At 72.8% G+C, this 25,452-nt stretch carries 19 protein-coding genes; 10 read left to right on the forward strand and 9 right to left on the reverse strand.

All coding sequences use genetic code 11. From position 1 onward, the window contains the following. Positions 1–368: 368 nt before the first annotated feature. The 3 genes from OH807_RS01320 to OH807_RS01330 all read left to right on the forward strand — a co-directional run bounded on the left by OH807_RS01320 (position 369) and on the right by OH807_RS01330 (position 3,167). Entirely contained in the window at positions 369–896 is a 528-nt protein-coding gene (locus OH807_RS01320) for a hypothetical protein (protein WP_406192647.1), read from the forward strand. After that, entirely contained in the window at positions 893–2,143 is a 1,251-nt protein-coding gene (locus OH807_RS01325) for a PrsW family intramembrane metalloprotease (protein WP_406192650.1), read from the forward strand. Before OH807_RS01320 ends, OH807_RS01325 begins: the two co-directional genes overlap by 4 nt. Positions 2,144–2,807: 664 nt before the next feature. Further along, the gene (locus tag OH807_RS01330) at positions 2,808–3,167 is read left to right on the forward strand and encodes an STAS domain-containing protein (protein WP_406192653.1); all 360 of its coding nucleotides are present in this window, start codon (positions 2,808–2,810) and stop codon (positions 3,165–3,167) included. A 101-nt stretch (positions 3,168–3,268) separates the two neighbouring features. On the opposite strand, the gene OH807_RS01335 is transcribed toward OH807_RS01330, so the two are convergent. Further along, positions 3,269–4,318, reverse strand: coding sequence for a substrate-binding domain-containing protein (locus tag OH807_RS01335; RefSeq protein ID WP_406192656.1), 1,050 nt, complete (start codon positions 4,316–4,318; stop codon positions 3,269–3,271). Between the two features lie 748 nt (positions 4,319–5,066). On the opposite strand from OH807_RS01335, the gene OH807_RS01340 reads away from it, so the two are divergent. The 5 genes from OH807_RS01340 (at position 5,067) to OH807_RS01360 (ending at position 9,780) form a co-directional block, all read left to right on the forward strand. Continuing rightward, positions 5,067–5,588 carry a hypothetical protein gene (locus tag OH807_RS01340; protein ID WP_406192659.1) on the forward strand — a complete coding sequence of 174 codons (522 nt, stop codon included), beginning with the start codon at positions 5,067–5,069 and terminating at the stop codon, positions 5,586–5,588. Positions 5,589–5,683: 95 nt separating this feature from the next. Further along, on the forward strand, positions 5,684–6,937 hold the full coding sequence (locus OH807_RS01345) for a NucA/NucB deoxyribonuclease domain-containing protein (protein WP_406192662.1): 1,254 nt from the start codon (positions 5,684–5,686) through the stop codon (positions 6,935–6,937). Positions 6,938–6,953: 16 nt separating this feature from the next. Continuing rightward, a complete protein-coding gene (locus OH807_RS01350; RefSeq protein WP_406192665.1) occupies positions 6,954–7,424 on the forward strand; it encodes a hypothetical protein in 471 nt (156 codons plus the stop codon). A gap of 537 nt (positions 7,425–7,961) precedes the next feature. Further along, the gene (locus tag OH807_RS01355; RefSeq protein WP_406192668.1) at positions 7,962–9,104 is read left to right on the forward strand and encodes an ABC transporter substrate-binding protein; all 1,143 of its coding nucleotides are present in this window, start codon (positions 7,962–7,964) and stop codon (positions 9,102–9,104) included. Positions 9,105–9,357: 253 nt separating this feature from the next. Next, entirely contained in the window at positions 9,358–9,780 is a 423-nt protein-coding gene (locus tag OH807_RS01360) for a carboxymuconolactone decarboxylase family protein (protein ID WP_406192671.1), read from the forward strand. A 189-nt stretch (positions 9,781–9,969) separates the two neighbouring features. Here the strand turns inward: OH807_RS01360 and OH807_RS01365 are convergent, their stop codons facing one another. From OH807_RS01365 to OH807_RS01395, 7 genes are all read right to left on the reverse strand, one after another. After that, positions 9,970–11,193 (reverse strand): MFS transporter, encoded by a 1,224-nt coding sequence (locus OH807_RS01365; protein WP_406192674.1) that lies wholly within the window; start codon positions 11,191–11,193, stop codon positions 9,970–9,972. Between the two features lie 122 nt (positions 11,194–11,315). Continuing rightward, a complete protein-coding gene (locus OH807_RS01370; RefSeq protein WP_406192677.1) occupies positions 11,316–12,800 on the reverse strand; it encodes an FAD-dependent oxidoreductase in 1,485 nt (494 codons plus the stop codon). Beyond that, a complete protein-coding gene (locus tag OH807_RS01375; protein ID WP_406192679.1) occupies positions 12,797–13,228 on the reverse strand; it encodes a hypothetical protein in 432 nt (143 codons plus the stop codon). Before OH807_RS01375 ends, OH807_RS01370 begins: the two co-directional genes overlap by 4 nt. Further along, positions 13,228–14,646, reverse strand: coding sequence for an aspartate aminotransferase family protein (locus OH807_RS01380; RefSeq protein ID WP_406192682.1), 1,419 nt, complete (start codon positions 14,644–14,646; stop codon positions 13,228–13,230). Before OH807_RS01380 ends, OH807_RS01375 begins: the two co-directional genes overlap by 1 nt. Beyond that, positions 14,639–16,102, reverse strand: a complete 1,464-nt coding sequence (locus OH807_RS01385; protein WP_406192685.1) for an NAD(P)/FAD-dependent oxidoreductase — start codon at positions 16,100–16,102, stop codon at positions 14,639–14,641. Before OH807_RS01385 ends, OH807_RS01380 begins: the two co-directional genes overlap by 8 nt. Then, on the reverse strand, positions 16,099–17,073 hold the full coding sequence (locus tag OH807_RS01390) for a glycosyltransferase family 2 protein (protein ID WP_406192688.1): 975 nt from the start codon (positions 17,071–17,073) through the stop codon (positions 16,099–16,101). Before OH807_RS01390 ends, OH807_RS01385 begins: the two co-directional genes overlap by 4 nt. 562 nt (positions 17,074–17,635) lie before the next feature. After that, positions 17,636–18,625, reverse strand: a complete 990-nt coding sequence (locus OH807_RS01395) for an aldo/keto reductase (protein ID WP_406192691.1) — start codon at positions 18,623–18,625, stop codon at positions 17,636–17,638. 269 nt (positions 18,626–18,894) lie between these two features. Here OH807_RS01395 and OH807_RS01400 point away from each other — a divergent pair, with 269 nt between their 5' ends. Both OH807_RS01400 and OH807_RS01405 read left to right on the forward strand, forming a co-directional pair. After that, entirely contained in the window at positions 18,895–19,599 is a 705-nt protein-coding gene (locus OH807_RS01400; RefSeq protein WP_406192694.1) for a glycoside hydrolase family 20 zincin-like fold domain-containing protein, read from the forward strand. 2,076 nt (positions 19,600–21,675) lie between these two features. Then, positions 21,676–22,521, forward strand: coding sequence for an RNA polymerase sigma factor (locus OH807_RS01405; RefSeq protein ID WP_406192697.1), 846 nt, complete (start codon positions 21,676–21,678; stop codon positions 22,519–22,521). Positions 22,522–22,736: 215 nt separating this feature from the next. Here the strand turns inward: OH807_RS01405 and OH807_RS01410 are convergent, their stop codons facing one another. After that, the gene (locus tag OH807_RS01410) at positions 22,737–25,076 is read right to left on the reverse strand and encodes a M4 family metallopeptidase (protein ID WP_406192700.1); all 2,340 of its coding nucleotides are present in this window, start codon (positions 25,074–25,076) and stop codon (positions 22,737–22,739) included. Positions 25,077–25,452 lie beyond the last annotated feature (376 nt).

Consider the following 25,452-nt stretch of genomic DNA (forward strand, 5'->3'; position numbering starts at 1 on the left):
CGGACAGCGCGACGCGGACGGAGCGCTGCTCCCCGACGACCGGACGGTGGACCGCCGCCGCCCGGCCGTCGGCATGGATCGGACTCGGAGGAACCTCCCACCCGCCGGAGCCCGGTCGACCCGCCAGCGGCTCTCCGTACGCACTGCGGGTGTCTGTCGGACCACCGCCGAGCACACTTCACCGCATCCCGGCGGGATCCACCTGCGGGCACGGGATCGAAGCGTTATGACCGTTTTCGGCAATTCGACTATCCTGTGCACTCTTTACGCTTATTTGAGGGTTTGCAGGAGGATTCTTTATGCACAGCGGTCAACCGCCGGTGCCGGCGGTGTTGCCGGCGATACCCCGACGGGAGCGGTACGGGACGTTGAGGGGATCGCTCCTGGTACTGGCGTTCGTGTTCGCCTACGTGGGGTTCTGGACGCTCTGGGACGAGCACACCTCCGGCAAGGAGGAGGTCCGGCCCGGCACGGTGATCGCCGTCTCCGACCGCGTCTCCTTCGTCCCGGCGAGCGGCTGGTCGCTGGAGCGCGCCGGGACCACCCCGGGGCAGCGTTCGGTGGTGACCGGCAAGTCCAGTGCGTTCGTCGTCTCGACGGCGGAGTGGATGGGCACCCTGGAGGAGCAGACCGCCAGGGAGAAGAAGATCCTCCGCGCCGACGGCACCGTCCACCTGTACGGCAACGACCAGTCCTTCCACACCGGCAACGGCCTGACCGGCGTGAAGTTCTCCTACTTCACCTCCGGCATCGAGGGCACCATGTGGATCGCCTACGACCCCGGGGCGAAGACCGTGGTCACCCTCAACGGGCAGAGCGCATCCGGTGCACAGCCCTCCGCGACGGGCGAGTTCCAGCAGATGGTCGACAGCGTCACGACAGGGGCCCGGGCATGAGCACACTCCACGAGCCGCTCACCCCGCACCGCCGACTGAGCGCAGGCGCCCTGGTCGACGAGCGCGCGCCGCTCGGCGTGGACGGGTTCTTCCAGCCCCGCCGCGCCGCGTTCTGGCTCTACGTGTTCCTCCTCGCCAACGGCGTCTTCTCGATGGTGTCGAACTTCACCCTCGGATTCCGCATCGTGCCGGCGGCCGTGGTGTTCGCCACCCTGCTCTGGACGCTGTACGCGGTGCCGTTCCTGCTGTTCTTCCGCTCGCTCGACCTGTTCGAGCAGCACCCGCCGCTGGGCTTCGCGATGGCCTTCGCCTGGGGCGGCTTCGCGGCCTGCTACCTGGCGCTCCCCGTCAACTCCGCCGTCGAGTCGTTGTCCGCCAAACTCTTCGGCCCGCAGTTCACCGCGGACTGGGGCCCGGCGCTGGCCGGGCCGATCAACGAGGAGATCCTCAAGCTGCTCGGCGTTGTCGTGCTGATCATGATCGCCCGGACCCAGTTCCGGACGATCCTGTCCGTCGTGGTCGTCGGCGCGATGATCGGCCTCGGTTTCCAGATCGTGGAGGACCTCCTCTACTCGGTCAACACCGCGATCCAGTTCCCCTACGCCAACCAGATCGCCCCGGTCGGGCTGATGTTCCTGGTGCGCGGAGTGATCACCGGCATCTGGAGCCACGCCCTCTACACCTCGGTCGCCGCCTTCGGCATCGGATACTTCGTCACCCGCCGCCACGAACCCCTGATCCGGCGCACCGCCGTCGCCGTCGGCGCGTTCGCCCTGGCCTGGTCCATGCACTTCCTCTGGAACTCCCCCTGGCTGCAGAACGTCGGAGGCGGCGGCGTGGGCGGCATGGTCGTCCTCTCCCTGGTCAAGGGCCTGCCGATCCTCGCCGCCGGCTACCTGCTGTGGAAGCTCGCCGGCCACGAGGAAGGCACCCAGATCCGTGCCGTCGCCGACCACTACCTCGACGACGACCTCATGACCCCCGAGGAGCGCGCCGCCCTCGGCTCCCTGCACCGGCGCCGCCACCTGCGCACCCACCTGCGCAGGACCCGCGGACGCAAGGCCGCCCGCACCCTCCACCGGCTCCAGCGCGCACAACTGCACCTGATCCGCGTCTGCGAGGAGAACGGCACCGGCCTCCCCGCCGCCCGCGCCGCCCAGGACGTCACCGCCCTGCGCGCCGACCTCGCCGCCGCCACCCGCACGCCCACCACGACAGGGGCCACCACGGCCCCGAACCCGGGGTAGACCCCCGGCGCCGGCACAAACGGCCGGGACGCAACCGGGACCGCACGGAATTGCGCCGCCGCGGACGGGCGGGGCTGCCGCAAGGCCGCTCCGCCCGTCCGGCGTTGCCCTCCACCTGGCCCTGGTCCATCAGGCCACGCGTGTGCGCCTGCACACCGGGCTCCTGCTCGGCACTGTCCGGCCTCGCCACTCCTGCTCGGCGACGCCTGCGCCGTCCCGACGCAGGCGGCAGGGACGTGGATCGCCCGGCTGCACGCCCTTCGCGAAACCGCCCGGACGACAGACGCGACAGGCAACTCCTCGCCGTCCAGCAGTACGTCCCCGATGCGAGATCCTCAACAGCGACGACCGGGGTTCCCGCCGGCCCGGGAACCGGGTGATCCGTCCCGGGGGAACGCCCCCGGACGGCAATGCCGCCGTCACGTTCTGCACCAGGCTCGGCGCCGGCGACTGCTCCGGCCGCCACCTCGGCCAGAACGCCGCCGAGGGCACCCGGGGGCGGGCTGCACACACACGGTGACCGTAGGAGGCACTTCGGCCCAGGACTACCCCAAATGGGTTGATTAGGGCATTCTGGCGGCGTGCGGCCTTTGGCCTCACGCGTCCGCCGCTTCCTCTCCGGGACGGCGCGCGCTGCCCCAGCCCGCTCGGGAGGGTCCAGCCGATGAACAGCTCAGAGCCGCTGTACGTCCGCGTGGTCGCATCGACCGAATCCGTCCTGGTGGGACTGGCAGGCGAGTTGGATCTCGACTCGGCTCCGCTGGTGGACCGGGCCGTCGGTGCCTGCCTCCGCGACGGAGTGCGCCGAGTGACCGTCGACCTCGCCGCCGTGACGTTCTGTGACTCCCATGGACTCATGGCGCTGGAGCGTTCCGGCCGGATCGCCGCCGAATCCGGTGTGACCTTTCAGCTCTCCGGCGTCCATCGCCGACTCCGGCGGATCCTCTCCCTCTACCGGGAGGGCGGCCTGCCCGGCATGGGCGGCCCGTCACTCGTACGGCCCGACGCGCACTCGTTCCGCTGAGACGCATCCTCGGACCGTCTGCCACCGGTCCGAGGACATGACGGACGAGCCCCGGCACTGCCCGCTGCCACCGGGTGGTCCCGCTTCGTGCGGGGCCGGGCTCAGTTGCAGGCGGCGCCGCTGGTCCTGAAGGTGGTGGCGTCGACCATGGTGGTGGGGGCGAACGCCTCGGCGGGCATGGCCTTGCCGTTCTTGAGGTGGTCGTAGAGGGTCTGGACCGCCAGCGCCCCGACGTCCTTGCCGTTGATGAACAGGGCGGCCCGCATGCCGGTGGGCTTGCCACCGGTCCAGTTCTTGCAGGCGAGGTAGGCGCCGAGGCCGACGCCGATGACGTGGTCGGCCTTGAAGCCGGCGTTCTCCAGCGCGGTGACGCCGCCCTGCACGTTCTCGTCGTTGCAGCCCCACACGACCCAGTTCTTCACGCCCGGGTTGGCGGTCACCGTCGCGGCGATCTTGTCCTGCGCTCCGGTGGGCGTGTTGTCGGTGGCGACGTCGATGTTCGGCACGCCCGCGCTCGCACCCGCGGCGAACGCCGCCTTGGCCGCGTTCACACGGTCCGTGCAGACGGTGACGTCCTGCTTCCACGCCGAGATGGTCCGGGTCTCGGCCGGGTTCCAGCCGGCCTTCTTGAACTCCTCGGCGGCGCGCTTGCCGACCTCTCCGCCCATCTGGGCGCCGGAGAATCCGATCCGGGGCACCAGGTCCGCCTTGGCGCAGACGGACGGGTCGGGGCCGGTCGCACAGATCTGGTCGTCGGAGGTGAGCAGGGCGACCTTGGCGTGCTCGGCCGCCTGGACGACCTGCGGACCCACCGCGGGGTCGGGAACGACGATGATCAGGCCGTTGGACTTCTGCGCGATCGCGGACTGGACCTCGCTGACGGTCCTGTTCGCGTCATTGCCGAGGTTCACCACCTTCAGGTCGACGCCCAGCTCCGCGGCCTTGGCCTTGGCGCCGGCCGCCTCCCCGATGAAGTACTCCTGGTCCCCCTGCTTCTGCAGGTAGGTCATCGAGATCCTGCCGCTCACCGGCGCCACCGAAGCGCCGGAGGACGACGTGGGCTCCTGACCGGTGGAACACGCGGTACTCACGGCGACCGTGAGCAGGAGACCGGTGGCAGCCGCGATACGGCGCTGCGGGGTGACGGACATGACGACTCCATTGGGACGCGCGACTCTGCACGGGAGCGAAGGGGGGAACAGCGGGGGTGGGGGCGTGGCATCCACCGGCGGGTCCGGCCGGAGCCGGGGTGAGGTGACCCGGACGACTCCACGAACAGCCATGGGTGCGGCGGCGCGGATGCCGAGGGATCCGGTCGAGGAACCGGCACGGGAGACTCGACGAGGCGGAAGCCCCGGGAAGCGGTGGCCGGGCCTCAGCCGCAGCGACCGGGCGTCGCCGAAGGCCCGAGGGGATGATGAGGACCGGTGGACACGCTGGATCACTTCAACGAAATCACTCAGGAACGAACACGCTTGAACGCGATGGGGCATATAAGATCCCGGTCACGGCAGCACCGTCAAGGGAACGGAACGGCCGAGACCGCCTTGTGACCCCGGCCGCTCCCCCGCTCCGGCGCCCCTGGCCGGCGGCCGGCCGCGAAGGGCGCGGTTCCGGTGAGCCCCGGACACCCACCCCGTCGCCGGAACGGGAAGGGCAGCCCGAGCGGGGACACCGGGGGACGGCGCGACCGCCGGACGACCGGGCGTTCCTGACCTCCGGCCAGGACTCCTCGCGCAGCATCGAAGCGGTCGGGCAGGTCGAGCGGGGTCGGTGCGGCCCTCCACCGGACGGCCCAGGCCGGCGGGATCCACTCGGACGACAATGTGTGCGCGCCCGATGACTACGTGTCACGCTCGATGGGTAGCCCACGAACAGTCAATCGTGAGGAGAAACCGGATGAACAGCACGACCCCGCGCCGCACGGGGCTCCGCCTCGCGGCCGCCGCCCTGACGGTCACCGCCGTGGCCACCTCCGCGCCCGCCGCCTCCGCGCGGACCGGCCGGGCCGCCACGGCGTGCGCCCCCTCGCCCACCTACCACCTGCAGTCGCAGAACATCTACGGCGACTGGGAGCGCGCCGCCGAGGTCGACGCCTCGATCAACGCGTGCGCCTTCACCCCCGCCGACAAGTGGACGTTCGACGTCGTCCAGGCCGCTCCGAACCGCGGCTACGGCCTCGCCGGCTGGAAGATCCGCGCCTGGTTCCAGAACCAGGACCAGACGCCCGACTACCGCACCGTCGTCCTCAGGATCCGCGTCGACCACTGCTACGCCAACGGCAAGTGCGCGAACGACCTCGCCGCGTTCGACGTGAAGCACCGGCTCTTCCGCGACGACTACACCCGGCAGGTCATCACCGACAGCTCCACCGAAGTGATCGGCGACGCCCGCGGCTGGCGCATCGACCCCCGCTCCTGAGCCCCCGACTCCCAGCACCAGGAACTGAGGCAACGATGCGTCCAGGCCGCCACACCCCCCGCCACCGGCCCAGGCCCCGCGGCACCGCGACCGCCGTGACCGCCCTCGTCACGGCGCTGCTGACGCTGGCCACCGCCACGGCCGCCGCCCCCGCACGCGCGGCCGGCGCCGACGACGTCCCCGCACGCCGGGACTACGTCCTGCTGGCCCCGACCCACGTCCCGCTGACCGAACCCGGCCACGCGCAGCCCCTCGACCAGCTCCTCGACGGCATTCGCGCCATGGAGCCCGGGCCCCACGAGAACCACGCCTCCCGCACCGCCAAGCGCTCGGGCCAGGACGAACTGCCCGCCTACGAGTGCCGCGAGCAGGACTCCGCCTTCCACGACCAGGGATACGGCAAATCGCGGTTCGTCACCTGCCAGGCCTTCCACCTCCACCCCACCCACGTCACCTGCTGGTGGATCTTCTGCTCCGTCACCGGCAGTGCGGACGCCGGGATGACCGACATCCAGTACGGTCACAACGCCCGCCGCGAGGTCGACGTCGTCCAGGTGCTCGACGACTGGCACCTCGAAGGCGACATCGCCGAAGTACCGCTCAGCCTCGACGTCACCTGCACCGCCCGGCCCGGCTTCGGGCCCTGTGTCGTCGACAGCGGCTTCGGCGGCCCCTACGTCCAGCCCATCGGGCTGTGGGCCGCGGAAGGCTCCGTCACCAGCCGCTACTACTCCTTCCGTCAGGAGGCCGCCGGCGGCCTCGGCACCGCCCTCATCAGCTACGCCGACCTCGCCGCACACGTCTCGGTCATCGGCGAGGGCGCGGCCAACCCCTACGACGGACCCGACAGCGGGATCCGCTGCGACTCCGCCCCCTACCTCGTCACCACCGCGGCCGGCGAGGGCTGCGTGTTCCCCTGGGTCACCGAGACCCTGCACATCAACCGCGCCGACCACCCCGAGTCCGCCGACCACATCATCACCGCCCAGTACCACCCCGACCAGACCGCCCCCGACGCCCCGAACAAGCAGATCCCCGGTGCCCCCGGGGCCGCGCCGCTGCACCGCGTCGCCGACCAGGCCGCCATCGACGCCCACCGCGCCGTCGCCGTCGCCGCCTGCCTGACGTACTTCCCCGACTACGCCCGCGAGGGCCTGGACTGCGACGAGTACCCGTTCGCGTCCACCCTCGAAGGCGCCGACGACAACCTCAAGAACTACAGCGTCGAACCGATCCACGACTGGGACAACCGCGGCGCCGGGGGCAAACTCAGCGGCTTCTACCAGAACCGGCGCATCCTCGGCAGCGACCTCACCCACGACCCCTTCCACGTCCAGATCGACCCCTGACCCGCCGGTGGATCCCATGACCGGCCACCCCCTCGCCGCACCGGTCGCCGAACTGACCACCGAAGTGCGGGCCGAGCACCACCTCTTCCACCTCGTCGACACCGCCACCCCGCCCAGCGGCGACCCCGACGACCGACCGCCCACCCCGCGGCACGACCAGCTCGCCACCACCGCGCCCGCCACCGGCACCGTCACCCTGAACAGCGCGCTGTCCGACCACTACCCCCACGTCACCGTCCAGCACTGGTCCGCGCCGCCGCCCCCGCCCCCGTCCGGCCGCTGGCCCCGCCACACCCGGCTCACCGTCGACCTCGAAGGCGGCCGCCTCACCCTCACCTCCGGCGTCTCGCACCTCCCGGCCGACGCGGCCCTGCGTCTCCCGCCCGGCCGCTACACCCTCTCCGTCCACCGCAGCGCCTCCCGTCCCACCCGGGCCCCCCTCCCCCACCGGGCCGAGCACTGGCTGCTGCGGCTGTGGCCCCACTGACACCCGGCACTCCCAAGGGGCACCGGCCCAGCCCCCGGGATCTGTTGCGAGAGCGGCCCCCGCCGGTCATCGCCGGCTGCCCCGGCGGCCGACCGGCGGGCTGCGCCGACGGCGCCCGGGACCTTCGCGCGGGCCTCGGACCCGGTGCACCCACGTCCGTGGCGGCCGGGCGGGTCCCGCAGGCGGTGGACCACGTCGTGCCGGCGGGAACGGCACCCACGGTGAGGCCGTGCAGTCCCTGCGTGCAGGAAGGGGACATTTCCGACGAGTTCGCAGGCCAGCCGGGTAGGGTGGAACTCTCCGTCACCACGGCGGGGGAATGGAAACCCGCAGTGACCTCGCAGGGACGGTCCGGCGGTCCGTCCGGGCGATGTCGCTCCCGGCAGGCTCGGACCGTGTCCGGCGGGAGACGGTCCCGCGGTGTCCCGGCCGCGCGGCTCAGGTCACGCACCGGCACCGCGGTCACCGACGACGCCGTGCCGCTGCCCCGCGACGGCGACCCGCCTGTGCCGTCCTCTCACTGCCCGTGGAGGCGTCGTGACCAGTCATCGCCGAGGCCGCGCAGTCGTGCTCTCCGTCTGCCTCTGCTTCGTGGCGGCCGGATTCGGCGCCTGCGACGCGCAGAACGCCGACCGAACGGTGCCCCCGTCCCAGGCAGTCTCCGCCCAGGCGGTGGGCGGCATGGACGAGCTGATCAAGCAGGCGCAGGCCGAGGGCCAGCTCAACACCACCACCCTGCTGCCCCACTGGGCGAACTACGGCGGCCTGATGGACGGGTTCTCGAAGAAGTACGGGATCAAGGTCGTCAACGACAACCCGGACGGCTCCAGCCAGCAGGAGATCGACGACATGAGGCGCTACCACGGGCAGCAGAACGCCCCCGACGTGCTCGACCTCGGCGACTCCTTCGCCCAGTCCGCAGCGGACCAGGGCTTGCTGGCCCCGTACCGGAGCGCCACCTACCACCGGATCCCGGCCTCCCAGAAGGACCACCAGGCCCGCTGGTACAACAGCTACGGCGGCTACGTCGCGATCGGCTGCGACGCCGCGCGCGTCAAGACCTGCCCGGCGTCGTTCGCCGATCTGCTCAAACCGGAGTACCAGGGCATGGTCGCGCTCACCGGTGAGCCGACCACAGCAGGGTCGGCCTTCGCCGCCGTGTACGCGGTCGCCCTCGCCAACGGGGGCTCGTTCGACAACATCCAGCCGGGAATCGACTTCTTCGCCCACCTGAACCGGATCGGCAACTTCAACCACACCAACGCTAGCGTGGCCGCGATCGCCGCCGGCCAGACCCCGATCAGCATCGAGTGGGACTACCTCAACCTGCAGCACGTCGACGGGCTCAGGGGAGCGGGCGTGGACTGGAAGGTGGCCATCCCCTTCGACGGCAGCTTCGCCCAGTACTACGCGCAGGCCATCAACAAGGACGCCCCGCATCCGGCCGCGGCCCGCCTCTGGGAGGAGTACCTCGCCTCACCGGAAGGCCAGAACCTGCGGCTCGTGGACTACGCGCGACCGGTCCTGATGGACGCCATGGCCCACGACGGCACCCTGGACACCGCGCTGGCCTCGAAACTGCCGACCGTCGAGGGCACGCCCTTCTTCCCCACCCAGAGCCAGCTGAGCACCGCCCTGACGGTCGTCAGAACCAACTGGCCCGCGGCCGTGCCCGGATAGCCTCCCGTGCGCCACGCACGGCTGAGCAGTCACCGCGCGGCCGGGCGGCGCCGGCCCGGGACGGCTCGCTCCCACCTGGCTCGGCGGAACCCGGTCGTGGACGAGGGCCGGCCGAGGCGCGGCGCGACGCGAAGGCGATCGACGGGCGGCCGGCGTGTCGGGGCCGGGTTCGAGCGCACCGCACGTTCTACGGTCGTGCCAGAACCGACTGCACGCGGGGGCGCCTGTGCGCCACCGGAAACGGAGCGACTCCATGAGCAGCACCCCGGACACCGCCGAGACCCGCCAGGACCGCTACGACCGCGGCATCGAGCTGCTCACCCGCATCGACGGCGAGGCCGGACAGCGGGTGGTCGACTCCCTGGCCGACGTCAGCCCCGAACTCGGTCACCAGATCGTCGCCTGGGGCTTCGGCGAGATCTACCGGCGACCCGAAATCTCACCGCGGGACAGGCAGTTGGTGACGCTGGGCATGCTCACCGCGCTCGGCGGCTGCGAGCCCCAGCTGGACGTCCACATCAACGCCGCCCTCAACGTCGGCCTCACCCCCGGGGAGATCGTCGAAACACTGCTGCACGCCGCGGCCTACTGCGGCTTTCCCAAGGCCCTCAACGCCACCTTCGTCGCCAAGAAGGTCTTCGCCGGGCGCGGCCTCCTGCCGGTCGCGGCCGGCTGAGCCCCGGGCCGGGCGCGGAGGCTCCGCAGGCGACCGGTCCACCGTGGAGCACCCCGTACGGCGGACGAAGGAGAACGGCTTCGACCCCGCCGACCACGTCCGACCCTCGACGGGCGCGATCCCTGGGACGCCGGGCGCGGCGTCGCCCGTACCGCTCCGCGGCGGGTGCGCGCCCGGTGCCGGGGACACTCATGGTGTCCGGGGTGACCCGCCCTGCGGTTCCCGGGTGGCGTGTGCGAGCCAGCCGGTGGCCGCCAGGCAGACGGCGGCCAGCACGAACAGCACGACGGGCACCGCGCGCACCTCGAAGAGCTCGATGGTCCTGCCCAACACGGGCCCGGCCGCCACCCCGCCCACCATGGAAGCGGCGATCACCAGTGCGCCGGCCCGCTGCGCCGCGGGCACCGCGCGCTTGAGCCACGGCAGCCCCGTCGGGAAGATCGGCGCGATGAACAGCCCGACGCCCGCGTAGGCGTACGGGGCGACGCCCGGCAGTGCGGCGGCGATCAGGCACACCGCCATGCCCGCGCAGCTGACGGCGATGATGACCGGCTCCGACCGGCGCAGGGTCAGCGGCGCCACCAGGAAGCGCCCCACCGTCATCATCAACCAGTAGACCGACGTCGCCGAGGCGGCGAGCGTCGTGCTGTACCCGACGGCCTCCAGGTGGGTCGGCTCCCAGCCGCCGACGCCTGCCTCCACCGCCACGTGCAGCACGTAGAGCACCACGAACACCGCGAGCAGCGGGGCCGTCCGGCGCGCGGCTCCGGTGGTCCGGACCGCGGGGTCGGAGTCGTCCGGAGCCCCGCCGGTGGCGGTGGGCGTCCGGTCCCGGACGCCCCTGAGCGGGATCAACAGCAGGGCGGCCAGGACGGCGAAGGCGGTGAAGACCGAGGGGTAGCGGTCGGCGCCGAACAGGCCGATCAGGGCGGGACCGGCGATCGCCCCGATGCCGAAGTGCGCGTTGAGGACGTTGAGCATGGCCGGGCTGCGCCGTCCGAAGCCGGTGGCGAACAGCTGGTTCAGGCCGTAGTCGATGCCGCCGAAGCCGAACCCGGTGACCAGGGCTCCCAGCAGGGCGGGGGGCCAGCTCGGCGACAGGGCGAACGCGACGCTCCCGAGGGCCATCAGGGCGTAGGAGGTGCCGAGCAGGGCGCGGTTGCCGATCCGCCCGAAGGCCCGGTCGAAGGCGAGCACTCCGGTGACGCCACCGACGAAGTGGGCACTCAGGGCGAGGCCCGCGCCGGAGGGGGACAGCCCGAAGTCCTGCCGCAGGGCGGGCAGGGCCGGCCCGTAGAGCGACTGCAGGGCTCCGATGAGGACGAAACCGACGCAGGAGGCGACGATCGCCGGGGTGCTGAACGACCGGTCGGACCGAACGGCCTTTCCCGGCCGGGCGATGAGGGTGCGCACGAGGATTCTCCGATGATCCGATGAGGGGTGGGAGCGGGGCCCGGATGCCGCGGGGGTGTCCGGGCCCCGCTCGGGTTGTCGTGGCGTCACGTGGTCCTGGTGCGTCACCTCATGGGGGTGCCTCAGGTGCCGACGAAGCGCGCGGCGATCTCGTGGGCGAAGGCCATGATCGTGCCCTGCGGGCTGATGCCGGTCACCCCCGGAAGGACGCCGGCGTCGCTGACGTACAGGTTGCGGTAGCCGTGCGGGCGGCCGAGCTCGTCGCAGACCCCGCCCCGGTCCGGCAGGCCCATCCGGCAGGAGGCCATTCCGTGGACGGAGACCAGCTGCCAGTCGTCCGGCCGGACGCGGGCGCAGAAGTCCTCGACGTCGGCCGCGGTGTACAGGGGTGGGGCGGCGGCGACCGGCGCCACGAGTTCCACGGCTCCGGCGGCCAGCAGCAGCCGCGCGGTGTCGCCGAACGCCCGGCGCAGCGCGTGGTGGTCCTCGGCTGTCATGGCGTGCCTCAGGAGAACGCCGCCGAGCGGGGTGGAGCGGACCCGTGCCGTGCCTCGCAGCCGCACCTGGGTGGTGTACACGGCAGCCCGATCGATCCGGCCGAGAATCCGCTCGACCAGGTCGGGGGCGTGCCCGGCGAGGGCCGCGGCGAGGCTCCCCGGGGTCAGGTTGGACGGCATCACGAGGGTGCCGCGGTCGGTGAACTCCTGGACCTGGGTGGTGAAGATGGTGCCGTCGGTGGCGTCGACGGGCTCGTCGAAGCGGGCGACGGTCCGGAGGTTGACGTGCAGGGCCAGTGCGCGCCCGGCGAGGGCGGGGTGGATCCCGCTGCGCTGCAGCAGGGCCGGTGTGCCGATCGGCCCTGCTGCGAGGAACACCGCCCGGGGACGGAGGCTGGTACGGCGACCGCCGCCGTCGACGGTGAGGACCTCGTGAACGTCCCGCCCGTCATGACGGATCCGCAGGGCCCGGGTGTCGGGGACGATCTCGGCCCCGAGTGCCTCCGCCCGCGGCAGGTAGGTGAGGGCCATGCTCTGCTTCGCCCCCGTGGTGCAGCCGGTGGTGCACCGGTTGCGGTGGAGACATCCCCGAACGGCCCGGTTCGCGGACTCCCAGCGCCACCCGAGCCGGTCGGCACCGGCGGAGAGCAGGACCGAGTCGCGGTTCCCGCCCTCCGGTCGCTGCCGCCCGGCTCGGAGGCGCTCGGCGATGAGCCGCAGGTGCGGGGCGAGGTCCGCGGCACGGTAACCGCCGATCCCGCTGACCGCGGCCCACCGGTTCAACAGCGCCTCCGGGGGATCCCACAGGAGCCCGCCGTTGACCACGGTCGTGCCGCCGACGCAGCGGCCCTCGCCGTAGGCGATGGTCGGCCGGCCGAAGACCGGGGTGAGACCGCCCTGCCGGTAGAGCAGGCGCATGTTCTCGGCCGCTGTGGCGGCGGCCAGGTCGGCCGTGGTGACCCGGGGGCCCTCCTCGATCACGGTGACCCGGCGCCCCGCCGTGGCGAGGTCCAGGGCGACGGTGCTGCCGCCCGCGCCCGAGCCGATCACCAGGACGTCGCACTCGCGGACGGTCGGGACCCGGCCGACGTGCGGGTACCACGCCCTCATCGGGTCACCGCCCGCTCGGTCCGTCCGTCCAGGGCGCCGTAGAGCGCGAGCCCGGTGCTGGCGCGGATGACCTCGGCCACACCGGGGAGTCGGCCGAGGCGGGCCATCCCGGTGCGGTCGGCGGCCGTGGGCGCCCGGCGCAGGTCGTGACCGCTGGCGCACCGGAACAGGGCGGGAACGGCCCGCAGTACGGCGGCGTAGCCCAGCCGGTAGGGCAGTGGGAGGAGGGCGACGGTGTGCCTGACGTGGTCACGGGCCGCCGCGGCCCCGACGGGATCCCGCAGGCAGGCGTACCGACGTGCCCAGTAGGCGGGCAGGCCGCTCGCGTCCAGGGCGTCGGGCCGGGCGCCGGGCCGGGTGGGTGTCGCCGGCGCCGCCCCTGGCGTCCGCATCGCGGGTGTCGTCGGTGTCACCGGGGTGGGGCGCATCAGGAACTCACCTTCTCCTTGACGAAGCCCGCCAGCAGGCGGGCCGCGCCCCGGCCGAGGACCTGGTCCAGGGCGCTCAGGAAGGTGTCGACCTCCTCCGGGCCGGCCACCAGAGGAGGTGCGGCGATCAGGGCGATCTCGCGGTTGGAGCCGAAGTACGTCAGCACGCCGTGGTCCCGGTAGAGGGCGGCGACCACCGCCGCGGTGAGCAGTTTGGGCACCGCCCGGGGGTCCTTGGCGAAGGATCCGGGCAGCACCGACCGGATCCGCTCGGGGAGCTGCGGGCCGCCGTGCAGGAACAGTCCGTGCAGCGCGCCCCGGCCGCGGGCCTCGGCCACCAGGCGGGGGTGGCGGGCGGCCAGGTCGGCCAGGCCCGCCCCCAGCCGGCTCCCGATGGCCGTGGCCCGGCCCGGGAAGTCCTCGTCCACCGCGACGGCGACGGCCTCCAGCGCGGTGGCGGTCTCCTCCCCGAAGCCGTAGTAGGTGGTGCTGTGGAGGGTGGCGTCGGCGAGGTTGTCGTACGCCTTGCGGAAGACCGGCTCCCGGGCCACGTAGCCGGAGATCGAGGCCTTGCCGCCGCCGAAGGACTTCGACATCGCCAGAACGTCGGGGACCAGGCCCGGGTGACGCATGAAGTCGAACAGCTCGCCGGTCCGGCCCCAGCCGGTGTAGACCTCGTCGAAGACCAGCACGATGTCCTGTTCCGTGCAGATCCGGCGCACCTCGCGCAGGAACTGCCCGGAGCACTCGCGCAGGCTGGACGCGCTGAAGGGTTCGAGGACGACGGCGTAGACGTCGCAGCCGCCGTCGGATCCCCGGTGGCGGTCGAGGGCCGCCGCGAAGGAGTCGAGGTCGCCGTAGCCGAAGGAGTCGGTGCCGGGGATCCCGGGGAAGGGGAAGTGGATCTCCGGTGAGGCGGTGAGGCTGCCCGCGCCCAGGAGCTTCCCGTGGAAGGCGATGTCCGTGTGCAGGATCGTCCCGCGCCGGCCGCCGTGGTACTTGTACGCGAGTTTGACGGCCCCTTCGACGGCCTCCGCACCGGAGTTGGGGAAGTAGCTCACGTTCAGGTCGCCCGGGAGCAGGGTGGCGAGGTTGTGGCCGAGCGCGGCCACGTACGGGGAGAAGTAGTTCTTGTGCACCTCCATCCGGCGCTCGCGCTGGAACCGCTCGCGGACCGCGAGGATGCGCGGGTGGTTGTGCCCGTGGTTCAGGACCCCGACGCCGCCGGTGAAGTCCAGGATCCTCCGGCCGTCACGCAGGTGGATCCAGGCCCCCTCGGCGTGGTCCACCAGGTCGCGTCCGAATCCGAAGGATCCGATCAGCGCGACCTGGCTGCGGCTGACGTGCTTGCCGTACAGCTCGTGGATCCGACCGATCTCCAGGTGCTGGCAGTCGTCGAACGTGATCAGGTCAGACATGCTCTCCTCCCCGCCTCTCCGCGCCGGCGACCGGGCGACCGGGCCCGGTCCGGGCGTGCTCCGTGTGGTTCCGGTGCGGCCGGCCCAGGTGCTCGGCCATCATCCGGGCGGCCTGGCGGCCGCCCCGCACCGCGTAGTTGGTGCCCCGGTCCTCGGGGAAGACCTGTGCCATGCCGGCGAGGTACAGCCCGGGGACCTTGGTGTGCAGCGGCGGCATGGCGCGGGTGTAGCCCGGGGTGACGACCGGCTGGGCGTACTCGGCGCGCCAGACGTGGTACCCGTCCACCCAGCTCCGGTCGAAGCCGGGGAACATGCGCCGCAGGTGCGGGAGGCTGTACTCGAAGACCTCCCGGTCGGTCATGCGGTAGAGGTCCGCGTCGGCCGGCAGGTACTTGGAGAGGTAGACGATGTGGCGTCCGCCGTAGCGCGCCGGGTCGTCCATGTTGGTGTGCTCGATGACACCGACGTAGGGGAACGAGGGATCGTTGACGTTCAGCCAGTAGGTGTCGGAGAGCCTGCGGTTGTTCTCCAGGACCAGGCACACGTTGGCCAGGTACCGCACCTGCCGCAGCTGCCGGCCGAGCGCCGGCACGGCGGGGTGCGCCGCTCCGGGGCCGTCCAGCAGCCGCGCGGCCTGCTCGGGGGCGGTGGTGACCAGCACCTGGCGCGCCGGATGGAGCCGCCCGCCCGCCACCACGGCGGTCAGGCCGCGCTCGTCGGCGCGCAAGGACTGTACGGCCGAGCCCGTCCGCAGGTCCACGCCGAGTTCGGTCAGCCGCTCGACGAGTGCCGTCACCAGCGCCTTGCTGCCGCCCCGCAGGTAGTACAGCGTCTCGCTGCCGGACTTGGTGCGGCTGCCACCCCGCAGGTGCAGTTTGGTCCACATCCAGGTGGCACCGACCTGCCCGGCGTACGAGCCGAACTTGCCTTCCAGCAGTGGCCGCCACACGACCTCGTAGACCCGGCGGCCGCCCAGCGCGACCAGCCATTCCTCGGCGGTGCTGTTCTCCAGCTCCCGCCAGTTCCGCACCCGCCCCGCGCGCAACGCCAGCAGACCGAGGCGGATCCGGTCGGTGAACGCCAGCGGGGCGAAGCGCAGGACGTCGAGGGGCTTGGACAACTTGAAGATCGTGTTGGCGTAGTACATGCCGGTGCAGGTGAGGTGCGCCTCCACCGCGTCCGCGATCCCCAGCTCCTGGCACAGGCGCAGGATCTCCGTGTCGGAGTCGAACCAGTGGTGGTAGAAGCGCTCCAGGTCACGGCCGGCGACCTCGAACGACGCCGCGAGGCCGCCGACGTCGCCCGCCGCCTCCAGAACGCGTACGCCGACGCCCCGTGAGGCGAGTTCGAGCGCGGCCGCGAGGCCGGTGAACCCGGCACCGACGATCACGACGTCGACCGGGGCCTCGGCCTGGAGGACCGGTGACAGCGTGGCCGGCCGGGGTGCGGCGGTCATCGGGCGGCCCCCGCGAGGACCGCCCGCGGCGCGGCGGCCGGCTGCCGGGGGTGGATGCGCTCCCTCACCACGAACGGCGGGCGGCCCTGCACGTGCCGCAGGGTGGCGTTCACGTACTCGCCGAGGACCCCGATCGCGACGGCCAGGACGCCCAGCGCACAGGCCGTCCGGGCGGCCTCGGGGTCACGCCGGACGAGTCCGAGACCGGCGGCGCTCGCCATCGAGGCCAGTCCGACGGCGGTCGTCGCCCTGACCGGGAGGGCCGATCCGGAGATGACCCCCCGGCGGGAGAGTTCGAGCATCTTGCGCACGGTGTACTTCGACTCGCCGGAGGCACGCGGATCCCGCTGGTACTCCACCACGGTCTCCGGCAGCCCCGCCCAGCTGATCGCCCCGCGCAGGAAGAGCTCGTGGTCGCCCATGTCGGCGAGCAGGTCGACCACCGACCGGTCGAGCAGCCGGAAGTCGCCCGTGTCCAGCGCCACCGGGTGGTCCGAGATCCCGTTCAGCACGCGGTAGTAGGCGAAGGCCGAGGCCCGCTTGAGGACCCCCTCCCCCAGTCGACCCGTGCGGCGGGCCGAGACGACGGACCAGCCGTCCCACCACCGGGCGACCATCTCCGGAATGAGCTCGGGCGGATCCTGGAGATCGGCGTCGATGACCACGGTCGCGTCCCCGGCGGCCTCCTTCAGGCCGGCCAGACAGCCGGCCTGGTGACCGAAGTTGCGACTGAGCCTGAGCGCGCGGACGGACTCCGAGGTGCTCGCGAACTCCTCGATCAGGGACCACGTCCCGTCGGTGCTGCCGTCGTCCACGTAGAGGATCTCGTAGGCCACCCGACGCCCCGGCCGCAGGGCACGGGTCAACCGGGAGTGCGTCTCCCGCAGGACCGACTCCTCGTTGAAGCAGGGCAGGACGACCGTCACGAGCGCCGTGGTCGCCGTGCGTGGGAGAACTTCGATGGCAGGCATGCGCCTCCCCTTTGTTCGAATGTGTGTGAATCAGCTCTCGAATGGCGGCGGGCCGACCTGGCTCGGGATGCCCACTCTCCCTGATCAGCAGTCAGAGAACCTGCGCGGGAAGTGAATTCACGCCGCGGCGCTGCGGCGGATGGCCAACGATCTGACGCCCGTTCATCACAAGACTAGACATAAAACAACGCATCCGAACAGGAAAACTTTGACAATCTCCGCCGCGGGCGGATCGAACAGCCGAAACCGGCCACCACCGCACCGGGCCTGCCCCCGGTCGAGACACCGCCGTCGCGACGCCCTCGGCCGTTCCACCTCCCCCGATCGCCCCCGACGACGACCACAGCGGCGTTCACGCGGCGGAGCGTCCACGGTCGAGGATCCGACCGGTAACCGCCGACGCTCCCGGACGGCCCCCGGTCGCCGTCGAGCACCACCGACCCCACGGGGAAACAGGCGGAGCATCCGGAAAGCCGTTCGGCGAAGGCTCGTCGGCATGGACGGCCCCCGAACCACCAGGAGGCCGCCGGCGCGTTCTCGGAGGACGACCGTGTCCCGGACGTCAGCGACCGAGCAGGTCGATCTCCGCCAGTTCCTCCGCCGACAGGGGGGCGCCGGCCAACGCGTCGAGGTTCTGGTCGAGCTGGGCCACGCTGCTGGCGCCGATGATCACCGACACCACCCGCTCGTCGCGCAGCACCCAGGAGAGCGCCAGCTGTGCCAGGCTCTGCCCGCGCCGCTCGGCCACCTTGCCCAGCGCGCGCAGCTGCTCCAGCTTCGCACCGGTCAGCGCCTCCTCCTTGAGGAAGTGGCCGACCGACATCCGCGAACCCTCCGGCACCCCGCCCGAGAGATAGCGATCCGTCAGCAGGCCCTGGGCGAGCGGCGAGAAGGCGATCAGACTGGTCCGGGTGTCGCCCACCGCGTCCAGCAGGCCCCCCTCAGGGCCGCGGTTGAGGATCGAGTAGCGCGCCTGGTTCAGCAGCACCGGCGTGCCCAGCTCGCGCAGGATCGCCGCCGCCTCCCGGTGCTGCGGGGCCGGGTAGTTGGAGATGCCCGCGTACAGGGCCCTGCCCGAGCGCACCGCCGAGTCCAGCGCGCCCATCGTCTCCTCCAGCGGAGTGTCCGGGTCGTGGCGGTGCGAGTAGAAGACGTCCACGTGGTCCAGGCCCATCCGGTCCAGCGACTGGTCGAGGCTGGCCAGCAGGTACTTGCGGCTGCCGCCGTCCCCGTACGGGCCCGGCCACATGTCGTAGCCCGCCTTGGTGGCGATGAACAGCTCGTCCCGGTACGGGCGGAAGTCCTGGGCGAACAGGTGACCGAAGTTGCGCTCCGCACTGCCGTACGGCGGGCCGTAGTTGTTCGCGAGGTCGAAGTGGGTGACACCCCGGTCGAAGGCCCGGCGCAGCACGGCCCGCTGGACCTCCAGCGGCTGGGTGTCACCGAAGTTGTGCCACAGGCCCAGCGAGACGGCGGGCAACTGCACACCGCTGCTTCCGGCGCGACGGTAGGTCATCGAGGCGTAGCGGTCGTCCGCGGCGAGGTAGCTCATGCCGGCATCCTGCCAGTTACCAATCAGAACGTAAATAAACAGAAACAAACAATGCGGCGCCGTCGTCATACCCTCCGGGGAGCCGCGGGCACCTGGGTCCGGCTGCGTCGGAGCGGCCTTCCCGACCCGGCCGATGATCACGCAGCACAGCGGATTCCGCGGCGGTCCGGTCCCCGCGCGTCACCGTAGCCGCCGGGGCGAATCGCGCACCCTCCCGGCCGTGCACCCCGGTGTGCGGTCCCGTGCCCTTCCGTCCGAAGGAGTCAACCATGAGCCGGTTGCACCGACGAGGCCGACGCCTCGCCGCCGTCGCCCTCACCCTCCCGCTCACGGCCACCGTCACCCAGGCCGTGGCCGCTCCCCCCGTTCGCGCTCCGGCCCCGTCGCCCTACGCCCTCGTGCCGCTGCCGGTCTCGCAGCAGGCGGTCAACGGTCCGGGGTTCACCCTCACCCCCCGGACCCGGATATCCGTCCTCTCCGACGACTCGCGGGCGATCGGCGTCGGCACGTACCTCTCCGGGCTGCTCGCTCCCGCGACCGGCTACGACCTGCGCGTCGTCAAGGACAGGAACGCGCCCGGGAACGCCATCGTCCTGGACCCCGACGGCCCCAAGAGCCTGGGAGCCGAGGGATACACCCTGACGTCCGGCAAGGGCGGCGTCGTCGTCAAGGCGCACGGGGCCGAAGGCCTCTTCCGAGGCGTGCAGACCCTGCGCCAGCTACTCCCCGCCGCGGTCGAGTCCCGTACCGAGCGGTCCGGTTCGTGGACCGTCCCACCCGCGAAGATCTCCGACTCCCCCCGGTACGAGTACCGCGGTGTGATGCTGGACGTCGCCCGCCGCTTCTTCCCCGTGGGCCAGGTCAAGCGCTACATCGACGAGGCGGCCGCCACGGCCGCCTCGACCACCAACGGCGCCGCGGCAACCCAGCAGCCCGACACCGGCTCCGCCCTGCAGCAGTGGACGATCGACTGACCCTCCCGCCACGGGTCACCACCCGCCGCCGCCCCGGACGGGCCAGTCCGTCCGGGGCGGCGGCGTCCGTCCCGAGGGGCGTCCGCACGCGATGCGGTCGTGGACCGGCCCCCTCGTCGTCCTCCCTTCGGCCGGCCCCGGCCGGCCGAGAGGTGGGGGCGCCGGAGCGGGCGACGGGCCCGGGCGGCCGCCGGCAACGCTTCGGTAACTCTTCGACGGCGCCTCGGGACGGCGACGGGTCACCGCCCTCCCCTTCCACGAGACCGCCCCGCGGCCCTCACCCACGACCACACGCAAAGGGGAACCATGAGAGAGCCGTCGGTGTCCTGGCATTCGTTCGCGCGCCGCAGTGAGATGCCGCAGCAGCGCGACCGGCCGGCCGGGCCCGGCCGGAGCACCGGGGACGGCCGCCCCCGCCCCTCCGGGACCGTACCGGCGGCCGGTACCCGCCACCGGGCCGTCGGCGCAGAAGGCCGCGAGACCCCCGCGCCGCAGTCGCCCACCGGGTGCCACCCCGCCCTGCCGGATGCGCACGACCGCACCGGGCTGCCCGAGCGCCGGACCGGTGCGGTGGGTGCGGTCGAGCCGTCAGCGGCCCGCGGGAGCACGGCCGGAGCCGCCGGCGACGCCCTGCCGTCCCTGCCCGAGGCGTGCCGGCGGGAGATCCTGCGAGCCGTGGCGCAGGCCGCCGGGCGGCAGGAGACGCCGCCCTCGGCGGCGTCCGCCGCAGCCACCGACCGTGGGGAGTCCGACGATGCCTGGCGCGCCCGCGCCGAGGGCATCGCCCGCCGCACCTGCCGCTACGTCGCCGCCCTGTACGACTCCAACCGAGCAGGCCGGGGGCCCTTCGTGGCCGGCCCGTTCGCACCGTTCTGCGCCTCGTGCTCCTCCGAGGCCCCGACGATCGAGCTCCCGCCCTACCCGGCGGACCACGAACCCCCGGTCGCACTCCACCGCGTGTCCCTGGGTGTTCGCGCCGAGCCGCAGGCCCTGCCGGGCCTGCCGGAGCCCGCCGGTCGGCGGCGGCGTCACCGCCGGGTCACCTGGTGGGCCCTGGCGGTCTCCGCGACCACGCTCGTCGGCGCCACCGCAGCCCTGCACCACGCGGGTCCGGCGGACGGGGCGCCCTCCGGGGGAGTCAGCTCCGCCCCCGGTGCCACCCCCGGACCGACCGGCGGATCACCCGCGCCCGCGGCAGCCGGCAACGCGGAGACGGGCGGCAGACCCGCCACCGCGGCCGCCACTTCGACCGCACCACCACCAGGGACGAAGGGGGCGCGGGTCACCGCGCTGCCGGCTGTCCCCGACACGCCGGAGCCCTCACCCGCCCAGCAGCGCCCGACACCGACACAGCCCGGGACCACCGGGCCGCAGCCTTCCCGCAACACACCTTCGCTCGATCCCCTGTCGAACAGGTCGGCCAAGCCCCCCGTGACGGTCAGGCCATCGCCCGCACCGACCCCCTCCGAGACGCGCCGGCCGTCGCCGGACGCACCGAGCGGCCGTCCGAGCGCCTCCACGACGGGCCCGTCGTCCGAACCTGTCCCGCCCTCGCCCTCCCCGGGCCCCGCGCAGACTTCCTCGCCCGCTGAACCGAGGCCGACAGCGGCGGCGTCCGGGCTTCGGCAGCCTTGACCCGATCGCCGTCCGGGCCGGCTCCGGGCCGTCGGCGGGGCCCCGTCCCTCGCCGTCCGGGCCGGCTCCCGGTGCCACACGGCCGGCTACCTCAGCTGCATCGACCAGGAGATCTGCCAATGTTCTACTATGTTGTTTTCTGGTTGATGTTGTTCAATGTGCGGATGCGACGGGGCGAGAGCGGTTTCGGCGGCAGCCGGTTCCGGCGCCGGCCGCCTCGCCGAAGGACCGCGACTCGTCGGATCACCGCGCACGGTCAAAGGACCACCCATGCACCATCGTTCACCCCGGAGCTCCGACCGGTCCGTTCGCCTGCCCACGCCACGCACCGGCGACGAGCGGGCGGCACAGGAGCGCGACACCCCTCGGCCAGGGGCGGAGCCGGCGGACGACGCCGAGCTGACGGAGCGCCTACGGTCGGGGGAGGACGGTGTCGCGTCAGTGCTGTATGCCCGCCACCACCCGACCGTCCTCGCGTACGCCCGCTCGCTGGGCCCTACCTCGGGTACCGCCGAGGATCTCGCCAGCGAGGCGTTCACCCGCACCCTCGCAGCCGTCCGGACGGGCCGTGGTCCTGCCGGAAGCTGGCGCCCCTACCTCCTGGCAGTGGTCCGCAACACCGCCATGGCATGGGCGAACACCGACCGTCGCACCGTTCTCACCGCCGACGTCGAACCGTTGGCGGACCGGCACACCTCCGCCCCGTCCCCCGATCAGATCCTCGCGTCGGCCCTCGAACACGATCTGGTCCGCACCGCCTACCGCACCCTGCCCGGGCGCTGGCGCACGGCGCTGCGGCACTCCGTGGTCGAACAACGACCGACGGAGGAGGTCGCCGAACTCCTCGGCCTCACCGGCAGTGGAGCCTCCTCACTGCTCGCGCGCGCCCACGAGGGACTGCGCCGGGCCTATCTGGCGGCCCACCTGCAAGGGCCGGACTCCCCCGAGTGCCTCGCCCACACCGACCAGCTCAAGGCACTCGCCCGCCACCCCGCGCGAAGGAGGTCCAGGCTGCTGACCCGTCACCTCGACGACTGCGCACCGTGCCGGCACCGCTACGAGGAGATGCGCGACACCAATCGAAGCCTCCGGCTCGCAGGGACACCAACCCTGGGACCGACACCCGCAACCCCGGACAGCACGACGGCGGGCCCGGCACCTGCTCCCGGGCCCGCCACAACCGGTCCGACACCCGGACCCTTCCCGGCCGACGCGGGGACGACAGCCTCGAACGGCATCGCCCGGTCCGGGTCGAACGGCCGGTCGCGCCCGGGCACCGGCGGTTGAGGGGCCACCGGGGGTTGCCGGGGCCGACAGTCGACGCCCGCCCACCAACTCGCCGTCGACCCCCGCGCGCTCGGCCCGGTGCGCGGGTGTTCCGGACGTTTCCCACCGTCCGGAACACCCGCGACGCCACCACGGAGGCAGGCCCACCCGGCGCGTTCGGCCGGCCGCGTCGGCCTCGGCGGTTCGGCGGTTCGGCGGTTCGGCGGTTCGGCGGTTCAGCCGCCGATCTCGATGCCGAGGTCGTCGAGGACGAAGCTGGTCCTGAGGGTGCTGTCCTCGGTGCCCCGGAACTTCAGGGTGACGGTCTTCCCGGCGTAGGGCGAGAGGTCGACCGTCCGCCGGGTGTAGCCGTCGGCCCGGTCGAGGTTCGAGTAGGCGGCCAGCTCGGTGTCGTTGACGGTGACGGTGAGCCGGTCGTACTTGACGGAGTCGGTGGTCTCGTCCGAGTCGATGTGCAGCCAGTACACGAGGCGGGCCCCGCAGGCCGCCGGGACGGTGACCGTCTGCACGAGGGTGTCCGTGTGGGCGGACCCGTACCCGTTGAGCCAGGCCTTCCACGCGCCGCCGTGGGCGGGCTGGGTCGGGTCGGCGTCGACCACCGCGGAGGTGGCAGCCCAGGGCGCCGCCGCGCCGCTCTCGAAGCCGGCGTTCCCGAGCAGCCGGACGGAGGGGCACGGGCCGGTGCCCTCGGTGACGGCCCAGACGAACCCGGTACTGCCGGTCGTACCCGAGGGGAACGTGGCGGTCACGGTCACGGCCGCGGATCCGGCCTCGGTGGGCGTGCCGGTGATCCTGCCGGTGGCGGCGTCGATGGCCAGCCCGGCGGGCAGGCCGACGGCCGAGTAGGTCGGCGCACCGGCACCGCCGGCGGTCGTGATCCGGAGCTCGGCCGACGCCCCGACAGCGGTGACCTGGTCGCCCGGGTGGGTGACGGTGGGCATGGCGGGCGGGAGGGTTCCCACGTTGACGGCGGCCCAGGCGGCCCCGACCGCGGCGTACTCGCCGCCGTCCGCGCCGCCGTAGAGGTCCTCGGCCGCACGGAGGGTGGCGGCCCGGGCTCCGGCGTAGTCGGTGGTGGAGGTCATGTAGACGGTGAGCGCGCGGTACCAGATCGCGGCCGCCTTGTCGCGGCCGATGCCGGTGACGGTGATGCCGCCCCGGGTCGGCGAGTCGTAGGCGACACCGTTGACCACCTTCGCGCCGCTCCCCTCGGAGAGCAGGTAGAAGAAGTGGTTGGCGACACCGGAGGAGTAGTGGACGTCCAACCGGCCGAGGCCCCGGTACCAGTAGTCGGCCGAGGCGCCGTCCTTGGAGGGCCTGTCCATGGACCGCAGGGGGGTTCCGTCGCCGTTCAGGTCGAGCTTCTCGCCGATCAGGTAGTCCGGGGTGTCGGCGGGCAGATCGGCGTGGAACTCCACCATGGTGCCGAGGATGTCGCTGGTGGCCTCGTTCAGCCCGCCGGACTCACCGGCGTACACGAGGCCCGCCGTGGCCGCGGTGACGCCGTGGGTCATCTCGTGGCCGGCGACGTCGATGCTGGTCAACGGGTGGGTGTCGCCCTCGCCGTCGCCGAACGTCATGCAGAAGCAGGAGTCGTCCCAGAACGCGTTGACGTACCCGCTGCCGTAGTGCACGCGGCTGACGGCGCCGACCCCGTCACCGCGGATGCCCGCGCGGCCGAAGGCGTCGTGGTAGTAGTCCCAGGTCGCCGCAACGCCGAAGTGGGCGTCGACCGCCGCCGACTCGCGGTTGGACGGCAGACCGTCGCCCCAGCTGTCGGTGGACCGGGTGAACACGGAGCCGTTGCCGGAGCGTTGGTTGCCCATGTCCGTGGTGAAGGTGCCGCCGCGGGCGCCGTCCCGCAGTTCGTACCCCGACGCGGTCGGGGTGGTGCCGACCGTCACCTCACCGACGTGGACGCCGTGGCCGCCACCGGTCTGCACGCCCTCGAAGGTGCGGATCACCGTACCCTCGGCGGCGTCGGTGATCACGTGCAGCTTGCTCGGACCGCCGTCGGCGCCGGTACCGGCGACGACGGTCTCCCAGGCGAGGCGAGGCACGCCCTCCGCCGCCCAGACCACCAGCCGCGGCGGGCGGTCGGCCGAGGCGCCCGGCCGGGTGTCGAGCGCCTCCGCCTGCGCCGTTGCGGCACCGAGCGCGGGCGAGGTGGCGAGCCCGGCCAGCGGGACGGTGGACGCCCGGTCGACGCCCTTCAGGGTGCCGTCGGGGCCCTGGTGCACCACCAGGTCGCCACCGAGGACGGGCAGTCCGGCGTAGGTCCGTTCGTAGCGCAGGTGCCGGGTGCCGTCCGCATCGCGGACGACGTCCTTGGCGACCATCCTCTCCTGGCCGGCGAGCCCCAGGCGCCGGGCGAGGTCGGGGCCCTGCCGGTCGGCGGCGGCCAGGGCAGCGGCCCGGTCGGGGGCGGGTACCGCCGGGACGGCGGGCGCAGCCGGCACGGCCGGGACGGCGGGTGCGGCCTGCGCGCCGGTCACCAGCAGCGCGGTGGTGACGGCGAGCAGGACGAGACTGCGTACGGGAGCGGGACGGGACACGGGCACTCCTCTGCCTGTCGGCCGTGGGTACGGCCGGGTGCGGGACCTGCGCCGCGAGGTGCGGCGCAGGTGAGCGGTCCGGCGGGCGGCGTCGAGGACGCCGGGGCCGGGCCGCCGCGGCTCCGGGCAATGCGGGAGGTGCGGGAGGTGGCACACCGAGATATATGACAGGGACCTGACAATCATCACCGCGCGCATCGTCGTCATCGTCGAGCGAGGCGGGGCGACCGCCGGACCGGTGCAACGCGCCTGGCCGTTGAACGCATCGGGAAGGCGGTGAAGGGAGCTTAGCCTCGCAGCGTGAGAACGTGTTCGACTGTGCTCGTTTCTGAGTCTTTCTGCGGATGGATTTCAGTCACCTGCCGTGGGTGGTGCT

Source organism: Kitasatospora sp. NBC_01560 (assembly GCF_045208415.1).
In the GTDB taxonomy this organism is placed as follows: Bacteria; Actinomycetota; Actinomycetes; order Streptomycetales; family Streptomycetaceae; genus Kitasatospora.